This is a genomic window from Geobacillus sp., from assembly GCF_017515625.1.
Classification (GTDB): domain Bacteria; phylum Bacillota; class Bacilli; order Bacillales; family Anoxybacillaceae; genus Geobacillus; species Geobacillus stearothermophilus.
Genome location: NZ_JAFWFM010000014.1, coordinates 1 through 15,251 on the forward strand (window position 1 = coordinate 1; position 15,251 = coordinate 15,251).

Sequence of the window (15,251 nt, forward strand, 5' to 3'; positions counted from 1 at the left end):
GCTGGGAAACCCAATCGTGTCGAGACTTCGACTCCATTTCGAATGTTCACCTATTAGGTGAAGAACCCCGAGTGCAATATTTTGTTGATTGATCCAGTTTTCTTGGCAGCTTTGAACGCGTCTTTATCACGGATTCAGGTTGGCAAAAGCGTGGCAAAACGGTGAAAAACAAAAAACACTTGCCATCGGCAAGTGTCCTTTCCCTTGTTCAATTCAGTTGTTGCATCTCAGCTAGCGGCAAATAACGCTCGCGCACAAACGCGACAAACTTCGCCGCATACACGGGATCAAACTGCGTCCCAGCGCAACGCTCGATTTCCTCAAGCGCCTCTTCAAACGTTTTCGTCGGCTGGTACGGCCGCTCGGTCGTCATCGCGTCAAATGAATCGATAATACACAAAATGCGGGCCAATTTCGGGTCAAGTTCAATTATTGCGTGAAATTCCATCGCCAACCCAGTAAACTTGGATGACAGGACCACAACGTCGTTTTTTTGCTGCTTTGTTTTTACGCAACTGTGCGAACCTTGATCCAAAGACGCCTTTTCGCTATTCGCAGCTTTTCATACTTTTACCTTGCGCCAGTTATTGAGTATTGACAAAAGTTTATCCTCCACACTCACGGTCTTCCCTTGAGTTTCAACGGTTGAACGAAAAAAAGCTTGCCACCCCCGTTGTTTTCGGCCATCATTGAGGCAACAACACCCAACAGGCAAAACAAAGAGCGGCCTGATCTTTTGTCCTCCAGAGCCCGTTGAAACGAAAGTTTGCCCATTGCATCCCCGCTTATTTTTTGGCTATCCTACAACCATGGAAGCGAAAGTCTTTCGTCGGAAAATGAAAAAACGGATTCCGATCATCGTCAGGAATCCGTTTGTCTTGAACGGATTATCTCTCCGTCCCGCAGCTGCCTCGGCAATGGTCCGCTGCATGGCATGACGCGCACGCCCCTTTGGCGCTTTTTTTCACGTGTCGGACCATCGTCCAGCCGGCGTAGGCAAAAATCGCTCCACCAATGATGATATTCGCCATCATCATATTCTCTCCTTTCATGGAAAACCTACTATCTTTCCAGCTTGGTAGACAAGAAGTGAAATCATATAAGCAACCGTTAAGGAGATGCCAATCGACAACAGCGTCCATTTCCACGATCCGGTTTCTTTGCGGATCGCCGCCACGGTTGCCAGACACGGAGTGTAAAGCAGGACGAACACCATAAAGCTGAACGCCGACAGCGGCGTAAACTGGGCAGCAATCACTTTCTTCAGCCCGCTTGCTTCATGAACGTGGTAAATAATATTCATCGTCGACACCACAACTTCTTTCGCCAAAAAACCGGTGATCAACGCGGCGCCTGCCTGCCAGGCGCCAAAGCCAAGCGGCGACAACAACGGTGCGATCAACCCGCCGATCGCAGCCAGCAAACTGTCATCCATTGGAACGCCAACCCCACGCGGCCCGACATACGTCAGCAGCCAAATGGCGACCGAACCGCCGAAAATAAAGGTTCCTGCTTTGCGGATGAATCCTTTCCCTTTTTCCCATGTGCTTCGCCATAGTGTGAGCGCCTGCGGCACGCGGTATGGCGGCAATTCAATGACAAACAGCGAATTTTCGTTTTTCAAGAGCGTCGATGAGAACAACTTGACAAGCCCCAAAGCCACTACAATGCCAAGCACGTAAAGCGAAAACACGACAAGCGCCTGCTCGCGGGCGAAAAACGTGCCGGCAAACAAGGCGTACACCGGCAAGCGGGCGGAACACGACATGAACGGCAGCGCCAAGATCGTCATGAGCCGCTCTTTCGGCTGCTCAATCGTCCGCGCCGCCATCACTCCAGGAACGTTGCAGCCAAAGCCAATGATCATCGGGATAAACGCCTTGCCGTTTAACCCGATCGTTTCCATCACCCGGTCCATCACCATCGCCACGCGCGCCATATATCCAGAATCTTCAAGCAGCGAAATGAAAAAGAACAAAATGAAAATTTGCGGCACAAACACCAACACCCCGCCGACCCCAGCAACAACGCCGTCCAAGACGAGCGCCTTGATAAACGGCGATGCCCCTGCCCAGTCGAGAAAACGGGACAACCCATCTGCCAGCGGACCGGAGAAAAACGCATCAAGCCGATCGGCAAGCGGCGTCCCCAGCCAGTTAAACGTCAGCATAAACACCACATACATCAGCGCCAAAAAAATCGGCAGCCCAACGTAGCGGTTCGTCACCACCGCATCGATTTTTTCCGTCCATGTCAACGGCTTATGTTTGAACTCAATGGCTGAAGCAGCGATCACCTCAGCGATCCAACGGTCGCGCGCCTCGTAAATATGCTTGGCGAGCGCGCCGCCAAGCGCCCGCTCCGTCTCCGCGCGAATCGCCGCGAGCGGCGAAAGGTTCATGCTATTATGCAAATACGCAGCCATGCGTTCATTTCCCTCAAGGAACTGCAACGCCGCCCATCGTTTGTTTCCAGGCACATCGTCCGGCAGCTGCTCGGCAATGCGTCTGATGGCGTTCTCCACTTCGGCGCCGTAATCGATTGCGATTGCCGGGTGCGGCTTATCTTTTGCCGCCAAAACGGCGTGAACCAATTCGTTCGTTCCTTTTCCGGTTCGGGCGATGACCGGGATAACAGGAACGCCAAGATACTTCGACAGTTTAGCAGCGTCCACTTTCACGCCTCGTTTTTCCGCCACATCAACCATGTTGAGCGCGATGACAACGGGACAGCCAAATTCCAGCAGCTGAACGGTCAAATGCAAATTGCGGCGCAACTGCGACGCGTCAACGATATTGACAATCGCTGAGCACGGCTCGGTCAATAAAAAATCGGTCGCCACTCCTTCATCGCGAGACAGTGGCTGAAGCGAATACACGCCGGGCAAATCGACGACCGGCACCCCGTGCTGGCGAAGCACTCCTACTTTCTTCTCGACCGTTACCCCACTCCAGTTGCCCACATATTCATAAGAGCCGGTTAAACAGTTAAACAATGACGTTTTGCCGGTGTTCGGATTGCCAAATAGAGCGACATACATTTATCTCACCTCAATCGACGCCGCCTCTTTGCGCCGCAAGCCGATTTCCTGCCCATCGACTTCGACCATCACCGGTCCGCCAAACGGCATCGCCGCTTTCAACCGCACCATTTTTCCTTCTTTCACCCCTAGATGAAGAAGACGCTGTTTCAGTGCCTCCTGCTCCATGGCCAGACGGACGACGACCGCTGTTTCCCCTTTATGCAAATCAGTCAGCACCATCGTCTTTTCCCCCCCTATTTCCCTGTCTATTCTCATGTGTGTCAAGAATGATTCTTTTTCTCAATCTCTATCATAGCATAACCAAAAAAAAAGGAAGTGATTTTTTTCACAATCATTCTATATTGTCAACATTTCTTCAAAATTTGGCGATTCATTAGTTGAACTTTTCAAAAAAATGTATATAATTTCTTGTATATCTTTCCCATCTTTGCTCAAGGAGGAAGCTCAATGAACACACTAGGAAAAATCAGCAACTTTGTCGGCAACACCTTTGCCATCTGGGTGCTTCTGTTTGGAGCGCTCTCCTTTTTCGCTCCCAGCGCATTTACGTGGATCGCCCCGTATATTGTGCCGCTTTTAGGCATCGTGATGTTTGGCATGGGATTGACGCTTTCAGCAGATGATTTCAAAGAAGTATTCAAACGTCCGCTTGATGTGTTGATCGGCGTCGTTGCCCAATTTCTGATCATGCCGCTTATCGCGTTTTTGCTCGCTTATTTCTTGCCGGTTTCGCGTGAAGTGGCGCTTGGCATTATTTTAGTCGGCTGCTGCCCGGGCGGAACGGCGTCCAACGTCATGACGTATTTGGCGAAAGGGGACACGGCGCTGTCGGTCGCCGTCACCTCGGTTTCGACGATTTTGGCGCCGATTTTGACGCCTTCGCTCATCTTGCTTTTAGCTGGAAAATGGCTGTCCGTATCCGCTGCCGCGTTGTTTTGGTCAATCGTCAAAGTCGTGCTGCTTCCGATTGTTTTAGGGCTCATCGCCCAGGCGCTGTTCCAAAAGCAAGTAAAAGCGTGCATCCCGGCGCTGCCGCTCGTTTCGGTCATCGCCATTGTAGCCATCGTCGCCGCCGTCGTCGGGCAAAACCAAGCCGCCATTGCCAAAAGCGGGCTTCTTATTTTTCTGATTGTAGTCGCTCACAACGGATTGGGGCTGCTGCTTGGGTATTGGTTTGCCAAACTGTTTCGCCTGTCGCCGCCAAAACAAAAGGCGATTTCCATTGAAGTGGGCATGCAAAACTCTGGGCTTGGTGCGGCCTTGGCGACCGCCCATTTTTCGCCGCTCGCCGCCGTTCCAAGCGCTATTTTCAGCGTCTGGCACAATATTTCCGGTCCGATGGTCGCAACATACTTCCGCAAACAAGCAGACCGCCACGCGGCGGACGAACAAACCATTTCCGCTTGATCTCTTTCACACTTTGTCTAGCAGCAAGGCAAAAAGCTGTCCCCGAAAGACGGTCGTTTATTTCGGGAGACAGCTTTTTTGCCATCACTCTTGTTTCTCCACTTCCAAGCGATTCAGATGCGCTTTGGAAACAAAAAAGCCGATATTCGGCCTTCAACCTCATTTCACAACGCCCCCTCAAACGGAAACACCATCCTTCCCGCTAGTTCCGGGAAATCAATGAACGGATTGCGGTTGCCTTGGATGAAAAAAATCGCGCTGTTGCGATGATGCTCATACACTGTCGGCGGAAATTGTTCGTGCCAACGGACAAGGAGCGGAATATCGATTTTGCGCCGAAACGACTTCGCGATTGCCTTCGGGTAGCGAAGCAGAAAGTACAGCATCGCCCTTGCCGCCGTCCCTTTGCCGTATTCCGGCTCGAAATAGCCGTTATGGACGACGCCACAGCGGTTTTGGATTTGTTCGTCGGGATCTTCCGGATTGTAAAACGGGAAATCCGCGTACGGAAAATTCGACCGCATCGTATTGCACTCCGGCTGGCAGACGAACAAATGATGCAAATCGCCTTTCATCGGTTCACGCGCGCCAAACCATGACTGCGGGACAACATGTTCGGCATTGAATTTCCACTGCTGCTCGATCGTGTTCACCCGCTCGTGCACCTCGCCCGGCCCTTGTTTGGCTTTTTTCAGCAGCTGGCGGAATTCGTCATAACGCCGCTTCATCGTTTCCACATCTTGGACGATTAACGTTTTCGGATCTTTCCGCTCGCCCGAATACAAGCTGCGCACCGTTCCGTCCGGCTGCAAGTCGATCCATGTGTACAAATACTCATCCTTGCTGAAAAAATACGGCAGCCGTCGCTTATGGGTGCGCGCCGCTAATTCATGATAGCGGACAAACAACATCAATCCATCCCCTTCAAGCGGCAGACGGCGGTAATACCGTTCGCGCGCCCGCTCATCTTCTGCGGCCTGATGATACGCATCCTCCACCGCGAGCCGCTCATTCAGCTGCTCGAGCCGTTCTTTCGGATCTTCCTCCCGCCATTGGCCGAGCTCCTCAAGCCGCCGTTCCGCCTCTCCCATCAGCGTTCCCCTTTCTTTTTTCTTTTAGTGTATCACGGAAGACGAAAGAGGGCGATAACGGCGTTAATGCAAAAGAAACGATGTCGCGCCGAACAAAACGGCGGCGATGCCGGCGGCGATCAACGACGGAATCAGCTTCGTTCGCGCGTATTCCATCACCGGCAAATCCAAAATAGTGCAAAGCGTCACCGTATTGTCGCTAAGCGGCGACGCAAACGCCCCGAACGTCCCACTCGCAAACACCGCGCCGATGACCGGCAAAATGTTCGTTCCCGACTGGCTCGCGAGCGTCACACCAAGCGGCATCAACATCCCCCACGTCCCCCATGACGAGCCGATGAAGTAGGAAATGACGGCGCCAAGCAAAAACAAAATCGGGGCGACAAAAAACGGCGGAATCCATTGTTGCACATGGCTCGTAATGTATTGGGAAAACCCTAAGTCTTCCGCCACCGCCGACAGCGCCCAAATGAGCGCCAACATGACAATGACCGACATCAGCTCATTGCCGCCTTTCACAAAATGGGTCAACAAATCGTTCAATTTAAATCGTTGCCAAAGGAAAAAGGCGACAGCGATAATTACAGTAAACAACAGCGCCTCCAACATCGCGCCGAGCGCATCGCTCCGCAAAAAAGCATCCCAAAACGTCCGCGCTCCGCGATGGCCGTCCCACCAGCTTAAAAACAGCGTCAAAACAAGAACGACTGAAAGTGGAACGATCAAATTCCACGGTTTCACCGGCGTTTCTTTCTGATAGGCGCGCGGGCATGTCTGCATCGCGTCCCCTTCTTCCCCTTGCGCTTCGTTCGGCTCGCTGCCATCAGGCTGCTGTTCTTCCGCCATTTCGAGCGCCAACCGCTTGTTCCAGCGCCGAATCGGCTCCATTCCCCGCGCTTCGCTCACCGCCGCCTGCTTTCGCCGCGAATAAACAAAAAAACTATAGTAGAGCCCAACAGCGATAATCGCGTACGAGAAAAAGTTAAACGGAATGCTTCGGACGTACACGATGTACGGCTCCGCACCGATGCCGGCCGTATCAAGCGCCTTGTCGATGACCGACACCATATAGCCGACAAAGGCAGTGGCGATCGGAATCAAGGCAACGACCGGGTTGGAAGTCACCTCAATGGCAAAGCCGATTTGCTGGGACGACAGCCCGAGCCGTTTGCTCAGCGCCTTCATGATCGGCGCGACGGTGACGATGCGAAAATCGGGGTCGCTGAATGTCACCATCGTCGATATCCACGTCAAGAACATGGCGGTTTTCGCCGACTTCACTTTTTTGCTGACGAGATGGACGAATCCTTTGATTCCGCCGGTGTATTTGATCATGCTGACAAGGCCGGCGAACACATACAAGAACATGATGATGCGGATGTTGTTCGTCTGCATCAAGTTATCGACGACGTAATGAAGCATCGTCCGCAGCCCACCAAGCAAGGACGGGGTCATCAAATAACTGCCAACCAACAGCCCGACAAACAGCCCCGGGATGACTTGCTTCGTCCAAATCGAAATCGGGATGACGACGAAAAATGGCAAGAGAGCTTTCCACGACGGTTCCATTGGCCATTCACTCCTTTCTTTAAAAAGTATGGCGATTGTTTCCTCTGTCTATGCAATCCGCAGCGAATCTTCATCCAACAACACGGAAACAGCTGCGAAAAAAGTGCAAGAGGACATACATGAATGAAACCGCTTTCCTGCCCCGAAAATAAAAAAGCTGCCTATTAGACAGCTTTCACTGCTTCTTTTTGGGACGAGAGCGCCAACAAGTGGAGCGTCACTTCCGGCTTCGAGCCGATCCGGATGTTCACCCCGGTTTGCCCAAGCCCTTCGTTGATATAAAACGGTTTTCCCTCCCATTCATGATAACCTTTGATCATGTTCCGCTCGGTGAGCGTTTTGCTTATTTTCGCCAAATGGTACGGCTTTGGCCAATGAATTTGCCCGCCGTGGAAGTGGCCGGACAACAAGTAGTCAAAATGATAGTCTTTCATATGCGGCACGATGTCTGGATCGTGCGTCAACACGAGGTTAAGGCCGTCTTTGACGCCCGCATACGCCTTTTCAATGTCGCTGCGCCCCGTGTAAAAGTCATCGATGCCAATGATATTGACGGTGTGACCGTTGACGGTAATCGTCTTCGTCTCGTTTTGCAAGACGACGCAGCCGTGCGCCTCAAGCGTCGCTTTCAGGCGCTCGAACGACTCGCCTTGCAGCACGTAATCGTGGTTGCCAAACACGGCGTACATGCCATATGTCGGATTCAACTGTTTCAACGCCGTCAAATACGGACCGAGTTTGACAATGCTTTCCTCACGGTCCAAAAAGTCGCCCGTTAAGGCGATCAAATCGATGCGCTCCCCTTTCAGCTTTTCATACACATCATCCGGGGAAATGGACAGTTTTTCCAAATGAAGGTCAGACAGCTGCAAAATGCGGATGGCGCCGTTCCCACCATCTAGACTGCCGACCTGAACTTTATGCAAAACCGCTTCATACGTGTTGCGGTGGGCTTTGCGAATGGCCAAAACAAGCAATAAAAAGATTGATAGAATAATGAAAACGAACGTCATTGTCTTCTCTCCTCCCTCCATCACTATTATAGTGAAACGGAGGAGAGAAGAAAGAGGGAGTTAGTGGATGAGATGGTAACCATACAATGAAAACAACTTTTCCTTCGACATCACCAAATATTTCGGCGGGCGAACAAGCGGCATGAGACGGTGTTGGGCCACTGTCATCATCGGCCAATGGGATGCCATTTTCAACCAACGGTAAAATGAATCCGCTATGTCAATGACATCAAATCCGAGTCTCTCACAACCTTTGTTTAACATCGTTACGCCGATAATCCCTTTTATGCAGGCGGACTGTTCGTGATGGTAAAGATAATGAGCAACATACGGCAAACTGGCCTTCACCTGTTCGAAAATATAACGTCCTTTTTGAATATCACCTCCATACTGCATCAGTTCGCGAAGCAGACGAACATTATGAAGGTGAATTTTCAACAGCCAGTCATTGGCCGCGATCGTCGTTCCGTCCGAAAGGTGAATGGTTTCACCCTTGTATCGAAGCAAACGGACGCGGAAAATGGAACGACAGCCGTTCTCTTTCCCACCAACATATTCGAGGCGGGAACATGCATAATAGAGCGGATCCATCAGTCCCCATACAGACAACAGCCACTGCGTCGCTTTGCTTCTCATTGGCGGCATCCTTCCCCTGTTCGTTCTATCCATTTACATTATGGAATCGATCGAGCGGCATTATAAAATGGAGAAAAAAGGAGAAAAGATGGCTACATGACCAGTCGGGAGACGCGCGTACTGAGGTCCAGTTCCATTTCGCCCCCTGCTCGAGGCTTTATCAAAAAAAGCGCGCACGAATCTCTATGCGCGCCAAACAACCATGCTCTTATGATTGGACAAACGCCACTGTGTTTACATCCTGTTGGCACACGGCCAGGCGGTTTTCCGCATGCTTTGCTTCCAAGCAGGGGATGCATCCAAAATTCGAATCTGACCGCGCTCCTAGGAACGCATCCGAAAATGCGCATTCATTTGCCCTTTCAACATCCGCTCACGCAGCTCTTTCGTCATTTCCTGACGGATTTCCCACGTCGACACCCCTTCCTCGCGCTGATTGGCAATTTTCATCAACTGCTCCACATCGGCGAACGAATATTTGCGGATGCCTTTCGAACGGTCAGGGAACACAAGCTTCCGTTCCTCGTAATAACGAATTTGCCGCTGCGACAGCCCGGTCAGCTCGCTGACAATCCCGATCGAAATGACTTTTTTGTATTTGTAATGATCCTCTTGAGGATGATCTGTCATACTCCTCACCTCAATTCGTTGTATTTTCTAACGTAATTATACAAAAAATGATGTTAGCCCGCTAACTTTTGTAAATAAAATTAACATATTTTTTAAATTTCCTGTAAATGTACTTAACACATTTGCTGTACACTGAAGAAAAAGATAGTATGGTAAAGGTAAAAACAGGGAGGGAATCGAATGGGGACATGGATGAGAAGCGCCGTGCGGAAGAAAAAGCAATTTTATATTGAACAGCTCGTACGGTTCGGCTTAGCCGCTGACCGTGATCGGTTTGAAGAATGGACAATGGCCGAACTGCGACGCGAATACGAACGATTCCACCCCGCCCACACGATCGAAGGAGGACGCCGCCATGGACAAACAAGCGCTCGAACTGGCCAAACGCATCATTGAACTCGATCTTGAGCGCGACGCGATGTTTGAGCAACTGATCGCGCTCATCGGCAACCGAGCAGATGAACTGCTTCGATTTTTGCAAAATCGATTGTAAAACGATCGCAAATGAGAAAGTGCCCTGAATTTCTTCACGGGCACCTTTTTTCACCCTCATTCTTCAACAGAAATCCTTCCGAAATCAGCGCCAAGGCTGGAAAAACTTAAGAAACGCCGCGAACCCCCCTCTTTGTCAACCTAAAGAAAGGACTGTGTTCCCGACGGAGGACGGCTGACACCCCCTTTCGCGGCAGCTCATCCGGCGCAACGCCCCATACGCTTGCGATATACCGCCGGTGTTGCGGATGCTCAATGCTTCGGTAGCCCGGCAGCTGATCGGCTTTTTGTCCATGCTCGCGCCCGCCCTGCCCGTTCCCTTGTCCGGTGATCGAGCCAAACCCAGAGCCAGGACGGCCGATGTTTCCGGTTGCCAGCACGACGTTGATCCACTGTCTGACCGCCGCATAGCCGTCCGTCTGCTGCTCCAAGCCGCGCGCCGTGAGCACGATCGCATCGGCCGCCTCCCCGTACTTTCGCGCCGCCAAGCGAATCTTCTCTTCCGGCACGTCAGTCAGCCGGACGATCTCATCCATCTCCACTGCTTCTATGTGCTGTTTCCATTCGACAAACCCAACCGTCCGCTCGCGCACAAACGCTTCATCGATATATCCTTCGTCAAGCAGCACTTTCCCGATGCCGACGGCCAGCGCCGCATCCGTTCCGGGCTTGAGCAGCAGGTGCAGATCCGCCAACGCCGCCGTTTTCGTTTCCCGCGGATCCACCACGATGATAAAAGCGCCGTTCATCTTCGCTTCATAAAAATACGGCATCAACGTCGGCTGGCATTCGGCGACATTGGTTCCAGCCAAAATGATCGTCTGGGCGAGTGGAATGTCGGAGAGCGGATTTGTCAACCCGCGGTCAAGACCAAACGCGTCGTTCATCGCGGCCGCGGCAGCCGACATGCAAAAACGGCCGTTGTAGTCGATGTGCCGCGTCTTGAGCGCCACGCGGGCAAATTTCCCGAGCAAATACGCCTCCTCATTCGTCAAGGATCCGCCGCCGTAAACAGCAAACGCATCGACTCCATCTCCTTCTGAATGGAGATGATTCGTTCCGCGATCAGCGAAAGCGCCTCCTCCCAACGGACCCGCACAAACCGGCCGCCCACTTTCGCAAGCGGAACCAACAGCCGCTCGGGATGCAAAGCGTGCTGGTAGGCGTTCATCCCCTTTAAACAAAGGCGGCCGTTGGACGTCGGGTTGTCGGTCGGGACCGCCTCGTAGCGGCGCCGCTCTACAATCCGCTCCTCCACCAGCTGAAGCGTGCACTGGACGCTGCAAAACGGACATTGCGTCGCGGCAGCCGTTTCTGACGCCCGTTCTTTTTCCTTGGCGCGAAAGTAGCGCAGCAATTCGTTCGTCATCGCCATTCCCCCGCTTCCTACAGCTCGACATATACCAAGCCGTCTTCCACAGCCACGCGGTACGTTTTGACACACCCTTCATCCGGCGCCTGCACCCGGCCGTCTTTCAGGCAAATTTTCCAATCATGAAGCGGACAAAACACAAACTCACCGCTCACAATACCTTGTGACAAATCGCCTCCTCGATGCGGACAGCGGTTTTCAACGGCAAATACTTGATCGTCACTCGTCCGGAACAACGCCAGCTCACGATTCCCGACCCGCACGCATTTTCCGAGCCGCTTCGGCAGCTGTTCCAATGTTCCCACTTCCACCTTCATCCTCTCTTCGTCCTCCCCCTGCATCGATGTCTGATCCTGTTTGGCCATTCCTTTACAAACTTTCATGAACAACAACGTAAAATCGTCGTTTCGCAAACGAAAACCTCGTTTCCGGCTGAACGATGGCCATCATTTCCCTCTCTTCGTTCCAGCATTGATCCTAACCCATGATCAATCCAGGCGGCGGAACATCAACTTTTTCCGCCCGCCGTCATCCCCCTTCATTCCACCGGCTCTTTGTCGCCGATATCGCGGAACAACAGTTGCTGCACTCTCTCGTTTTCGACGATGTCCCGCCACGGATCTGTTGTCGCGGAAAGAGCTTTGTGAAGCCGCTCAAGCAGCGCGCGGCGCGTTTCCACATCGAACAACACTTCGCGGATATGCTCAAGCCCGACGCGCTCGACCCATTTGGACGTCCGTTCCAAATAATGCGCGGACTCGCGGTAATATTGCAAAAAAGCACCAGTCATCTCGATCACTTCGTCTTCCGTCTTGACCGTGCAAAGCAAGTCAGCTGCACGCAAATGGGTGCCGCCGTTGCCGCCGACATAAATCTCCCATCCGCCCTCGACGCCGACGACGCCGACATCTTTAATGCCCGATTCCGCACAGTTGCGCGGGCAGGCGGAGACGGCCATTTTCACTTTATGCGGCGTTTTCAGCCGCTCAAATGTTTGTTCCATCCGAATGCCAAGCCCGGTCGAATCTTGCGTCCCAAAGCGGCAAAACTGCTTGCCGACGCACGTTTTCACCGTCCGAAGCGCCTTGGCGTAGGCGTAGCCTGACGGCATGCCGAGATCGGCCCAAATGCGCGGCAAATCTTCTTTTTTCACCCCAAGCAAGTCAATGCGCTGCCCGCCGGTGATCTTAATCATCGGCACGTTGTATTTTTCCGCGACATCAGCGATGTTCCGCAGCTGTTCGGCTGTCGTCACCCCGCCATATATGCGCGGCACAACGGAGTACGTGCCGTCGGCCTGGATGTTGGCGTGCAGCCGCTCATTGACAAACAAGGATTCCGCTTCTTCATCGTACTCGCCCGGATACAACATGCCCAGGTAATAATTGAGCGCCGGACGGCATTTCGAACACCCTTCCTCGTTTTTCCATCCCAATACACTCATCACTTCTTTGACCGTCATCAGCCGCTTTTCTTTGATCGCTGCAACCACTTCCTCGCGGCTTAGGTCCGTGCAGCCGCAGATCGTTTCTTTCACCGCATACCGGTTCGCTTCTTCACCAAGCATATGCTCAAGCAGCTCGGCGACAAGCCCTTTGCATCCGCCGCACGAGCGAGACGCGTTCGTATAGTCGCGCACCTCGGCGACCGTCTTAAGCCCGTGTTCGGCAATCGCCTGACAAATCGCGCCTTTTGTCACCCCGTTGCAACCGCAAACCACATCGGTGTCGGCCATCGCCGCCGCAAGGCTTCCCTTCCCGCCTAAAGCGGCTGGGGCAAACAGCGACAGCGAGAGCGCCTCAACCGAATCGCCGCGCTGGATCATATCGAACAGCTTTCGACCCTCGCTCGTATCGCCAAACAGCACCGCCCCAACGATTTTCCCTTCGCGAACGACGACTTTCTTGTACACCGAGCGCGCTTCGTCATACAGTTTGATCGACTCCGTCCCTTCGCCATCCATAAATTCACCAGCCGAGAACACGTCGACACCGGACACTTTCAGCTGAGTCGCAACGACAGATCCTTCATACGGCTTTCCTTTTCGGCCGCAAATCGCCTCTGCCAGCACTTTCCCCTGCTCATAAAGCGGAGCGACGAGCCCATACACAACACCGCGATGTTCCGCGCATTCACCGACCGCGTAAATGTGCGGCACGCTCGTTTCCAAGTAGTCATTGACAACGATCCCTCGATTCACTTCAATGCCGCTTCTCCGCGCTAAATCAACATTCGGACGAATGCCGACCGCCATCACCACCAAGTCGGCGGCAATGGACGTACCGTCCTTAAACCGCACTCCTTCCACACGGCCGTTGCCGAACAATTCAGCCGTCTCTTTGCGAAGCAAAACGTTCATCCCTTGTTTCTCCAGCTCCCGCTGCAGCAGCTTGGAAGCGGTCGGATCAAGCTGGCGTTCCATCAAATAGTCGAAAATATGGATGACATCGACATCCATCCCTAAGTGAAGCAACCCGCGCGCCGCCTCCAAGCCAAGCAGGCCGCCGCCGATGACCGCCGCTTTTTTGTATGTCTTCGCATATTCGATCATCCGCTCGCAATCTTGGATATCGCGAAACGCCGTCACCCCGGGCAAATCCGCCCCCGGCACCGGCAAGATAAACGGATTCGACCCTGTCGCGAAAATCAATTCATCGTATTCGACTACCCTCCCACGGTCGGTCCGGACAAGCCGCCGCTTGATGTCGACTTCCGTCACCGTTTCGCCGACAAACAGCCGAATGCCGTTTCGTTCGTACCATTCCCAACTGTTCAACGTAATGTCATCAAGACGCGTATCTCCTTGCAGCACCTCCGACAACAAAATGCGGTTATAGTTCGGATGCGGTTCGCTGCCAAAAATCGTGATCTCAAACGCCTCGCGGTCAAGTTTCAAAATCTCCTCGATGCAGCGAACCCCCGCCATGCCGTTGCCGATTAACACGAGTTTTCGTCTCACGTCGCCATCCCTCCATCTTCGTTACTTTGTTTATCGTCATCGATGCAGCCAAAGTCGGATCGTCATCACCAGCAGCTCCCATAATCCGACTGTTTTTGTTCGCATCACCCTCACAATTTCCCCTTTGCCTTGGCTGTGCCCATCATATCACGTCAAACATGAAGCATGCATTTTTTATATATACATGCTCATTGAAAAGTTAACCTTCGCATAAGCGGTGCCCACTCTGGTTATACTGCTCCTAAGGAAAAGCATGGGAAAGGAGCGGAATTCTGCATGAAACGTCTCAACATCACCGACAACCATGGATGGACGCCCCGGAAACTCCGCAAGCAGGAACGGAAGATCAAAAACGCTCATCTCCGCCAACGTGTGATGGCCGTCCGCCTGGTCATGGAAGGCTATTTGGGCAAAGACGTGGCCTCCATGGTCAACGTGTGCCGCCAAACCGTTTCCCATTATGTGTCGCTGTTTAACGAAGGGGGCCTGGAACTCCTGCTTCATCGGGATTTTGCCCCTGGGCGAGAGCCGTTTCTCACCGAAGAACAGCAGGAAGAGATCAAACACCTTGTGTTGACCACGACACCCGCGGAGCTGGGCTGGGACATCGCTTCGGCGTGGAATACGAAGATCCTTCAATCCTATGTACACCACCATTATGGCATCTCCATGTCCCGCGAAGCCTTGCGAAAACTCTTGCATCGAAAAGGGCTTTCGTGGACCCGGCCGACTTACACGTTGGCGAAAGGAGATCCGGATCGGCAAAAACACTTCGAAAAACAAATGGATCTATATATATGCTCATTGAAAAGTTAACCTTCGTATAAGTGGTGCCCACTCCGGTTATACTGCTCCTAAGGAAAAGCATGGAAAAGGAGCGGAATTCTGCATGAAACGTCTCAAAATCACCAACGATCACGGATGGACACCTCGGACACTTCGCAAACAGGAACGGAAAATCAAAAACACCCTTCTTCGCCAACGGGTGATGGCGGTTCGCCTGGTCATGGAAGGCTATTTGGGCAAAGAGGTGGCCTCC

General features: G+C 52.6%; 14 protein-coding genes and 2 pseudogenes. 4 read left to right on the forward strand and 12 right to left on the reverse strand.

Going from position 1 to position 15,251, the window contains the following annotated elements:
* Positions 1-208 precede the first annotated feature (208 nt).
* The 4 genes and pseudogenes from IKE44_RS00870 to IKE44_RS00885 form a co-directional block, all read right to left on the reverse strand.
* A pseudogene (locus IKE44_RS00870) lies at positions 209-418 on the reverse strand (HD-GYP domain-containing protein); the annotation flags it as partial.
* Between the two features lie 469 nt (positions 419-887).
* Positions 888-1,034 carry a FeoB-associated Cys-rich membrane protein gene (locus IKE44_RS00875; RefSeq protein WP_080706570.1) on the reverse strand — a complete coding sequence of 49 codons (147 nt, stop codon included), beginning with the start codon at positions 1,032-1,034 and terminating at the stop codon, positions 888-890.
* 14 nt (positions 1,035-1,048) lie between these two features.
* The gene (feoB, locus tag IKE44_RS00880; RefSeq protein WP_049625243.1) at positions 1,049-3,040 is read right to left on the reverse strand and encodes a ferrous iron transport protein B; all 1,992 of its coding nucleotides are present in this window, start codon (positions 3,038-3,040) and stop codon (positions 1,049-1,051) included.
* Positions 3,041-3,262 (reverse strand): FeoA family protein, encoded by a 222-nt coding sequence (locus tag IKE44_RS00885; RefSeq protein ID WP_049625242.1) that lies wholly within the window; start codon positions 3,260-3,262, stop codon positions 3,041-3,043.
* Positions 3,263-3,490: 228 nt separating this feature from the next.
* Here IKE44_RS00885 and IKE44_RS00890 point away from each other — a divergent pair, with 228 nt between their 5' ends.
* The gene (locus tag IKE44_RS00890) at positions 3,491-4,450 is read left to right on the forward strand and encodes a bile acid:sodium symporter family protein (RefSeq protein ID WP_049626675.1); all 960 of its coding nucleotides are present in this window, start codon (positions 3,491-3,493) and stop codon (positions 4,448-4,450) included.
* Between the two features lie 164 nt (positions 4,451-4,614).
* Here the strand turns inward: IKE44_RS00890 and IKE44_RS00895 are convergent, their stop codons facing one another.
* The 5 genes from IKE44_RS00895 to IKE44_RS00915 all read right to left on the reverse strand — a co-directional run bounded on the left by IKE44_RS00895 (position 4,615) and on the right by IKE44_RS00915 (position 9,389).
* A complete protein-coding gene (locus tag IKE44_RS00895; RefSeq protein WP_033017040.1) occupies positions 4,615-5,541 on the reverse strand; it encodes an endonuclease I family protein in 927 nt (308 codons plus the stop codon).
* A gap of 63 nt (positions 5,542-5,604) precedes the next feature.
* The gene (locus IKE44_RS00900; protein ID WP_033017041.1) at positions 5,605-7,110 is read right to left on the reverse strand and encodes a Na+/H+ antiporter NhaC family protein; all 1,506 of its coding nucleotides are present in this window, start codon (positions 7,108-7,110) and stop codon (positions 5,605-5,607) included.
* A gap of 164 nt (positions 7,111-7,274) precedes the next feature.
* Positions 7,275-8,123: a metallophosphoesterase gene (locus IKE44_RS00905; RefSeq protein WP_287464740.1), complete on the reverse strand. Its 849-nt coding sequence runs from the start codon at positions 8,121-8,123 to the stop codon at positions 7,275-7,277.
* Positions 8,124-8,183: 60 nt separating this feature from the next.
* Positions 8,184-8,759, reverse strand: coding sequence for a YkoP family protein (locus IKE44_RS00910; protein WP_061580924.1), 576 nt, complete (start codon positions 8,757-8,759; stop codon positions 8,184-8,186).
* Between the two features lie 324 nt (positions 8,760-9,083).
* Positions 9,084-9,389 (reverse strand): MerR family transcriptional regulator, encoded by a 306-nt coding sequence (locus IKE44_RS00915; protein WP_033017045.1) that lies wholly within the window; start codon positions 9,387-9,389, stop codon positions 9,084-9,086.
* A 180-nt stretch (positions 9,390-9,569) separates the two neighbouring features.
* Between IKE44_RS00915 and IKE44_RS00920 the strand changes: the two genes are divergently transcribed.
* Positions 9,570-9,785 (forward strand): Fur-regulated basic protein FbpA, encoded by a 216-nt coding sequence (locus tag IKE44_RS00920; protein ID WP_080985679.1) that lies wholly within the window; start codon positions 9,570-9,572, stop codon positions 9,783-9,785.
* Positions 9,745-9,882: a hypothetical protein gene (locus IKE44_RS00925; protein ID WP_011231352.1), complete on the forward strand. Its 138-nt coding sequence runs from the start codon at positions 9,745-9,747 to the stop codon at positions 9,880-9,882. Before IKE44_RS00920 ends, IKE44_RS00925 begins: the two co-directional genes overlap by 41 nt.
* 106 nt (positions 9,883-9,988) lie before the next feature.
* Here IKE44_RS00925 and IKE44_RS00930 read toward each other — a convergent pair.
* The 3 genes and pseudogenes from IKE44_RS00930 to nirB all read right to left on the reverse strand — a co-directional run bounded on the left by IKE44_RS00930 (position 9,989) and on the right by nirB (position 14,212).
* Positions 9,989-11,256 (reverse strand): annotated as a pseudogene (locus tag IKE44_RS00930) (molybdopterin-dependent oxidoreductase).
* A gap of 11 nt (positions 11,257-11,267) precedes the next feature.
* Positions 11,268-11,570, reverse strand: coding sequence for a nitrite reductase small subunit NirD (gene nirD / locus IKE44_RS00935; protein WP_049625251.1), 303 nt, complete (start codon positions 11,568-11,570; stop codon positions 11,268-11,270).
* Between the two features lie 221 nt (positions 11,571-11,791).
* Positions 11,792-14,212: a nitrite reductase large subunit NirB gene (nirB, locus tag IKE44_RS00940; RefSeq protein ID WP_049625236.1), complete on the reverse strand. Its 2,421-nt coding sequence runs from the start codon at positions 14,210-14,212 to the stop codon at positions 11,792-11,794.
* A gap of 276 nt (positions 14,213-14,488) precedes the next feature.
* Here nirB and IKE44_RS00945 point away from each other — a divergent pair, with 276 nt between their 5' ends.
* Positions 14,489-15,028, forward strand: a complete 540-nt coding sequence (locus IKE44_RS00945; protein WP_287464744.1) for a helix-turn-helix domain-containing protein — start codon at positions 14,489-14,491, stop codon at positions 15,026-15,028.
* Positions 15,029-15,251 lie beyond the last annotated feature (223 nt).

What these genes read in the sequence shown, in the direction of transcription:
- nirD (WP_049625251.1), bottom strand. Translation starts at nt 11,570, where the DNA reads ATGAAGGTGGAAGTGGGAACATTGGAACAGCTGCCGAAGCGGCTCGGA.
- IKE44_RS00910 (WP_061580924.1), bottom strand. Translation starts at nt 8,759, where the DNA reads ATGAGAAGCAAAGCGACGCAGTGGCTGTTGTCTGTATGGGGACTGATG.
- IKE44_RS00875 (WP_080706570.1), bottom strand. Translation starts at nt 1,034, where the DNA reads ATGATGGCGAATATCATCATTGGTGGAGCGATTTTTGCCTACGCCGGC.
- IKE44_RS00905 (WP_287464740.1), bottom strand. Translation starts at nt 8,123, where the DNA reads ATGACGTTCGTTTTCATTATTCTATCAATCTTTTTATTGCTTGTTTTG.
- IKE44_RS00945 (WP_287464744.1), top strand. Translation starts at nt 14,489, where the DNA reads ATGAAACGTCTCAACATCACCGACAACCATGGATGGACGCCCCGGAAA.
- IKE44_RS00915 (WP_033017045.1), bottom strand. Translation starts at nt 9,389, where the DNA reads ATGACAGATCATCCTCAAGAGGATCATTACAAATACAAAAAAGTCATT.
- IKE44_RS00920 (WP_080985679.1), top strand. Translation starts at nt 9,570, where the DNA reads ATGGGGACATGGATGAGAAGCGCCGTGCGGAAGAAAAAGCAATTTTAT.
- IKE44_RS00885 (WP_049625242.1), bottom strand. Translation starts at nt 3,262, where the DNA reads ATGGTGCTGACTGATTTGCATAAAGGGGAAACAGCGGTCGTCGTCCGT.
- IKE44_RS00925 (WP_011231352.1), top strand. Translation starts at nt 9,745, where the DNA reads ATGGACAAACAAGCGCTCGAACTGGCCAAACGCATCATTGAACTCGAT.
- feoB (WP_049625243.1), bottom strand. Translation starts at nt 3,040, where the DNA reads ATGTATGTCGCTCTATTTGGCAATCCGAACACCGGCAAAACGTCATTG.
- IKE44_RS00890 (WP_049626675.1), top strand. Translation starts at nt 3,491, where the DNA reads ATGAACACACTAGGAAAAATCAGCAACTTTGTCGGCAACACCTTTGCC.
- IKE44_RS00900 (WP_033017041.1), bottom strand. Translation starts at nt 7,110, where the DNA reads ATGGAACCGTCGTGGAAAGCTCTCTTGCCATTTTTCGTCGTCATCCCG.
- IKE44_RS00895 (WP_033017040.1), bottom strand. Translation starts at nt 5,541, where the DNA reads ATGGGAGAGGCGGAACGGCGGCTTGAGGAGCTCGGCCAATGGCGGGAG.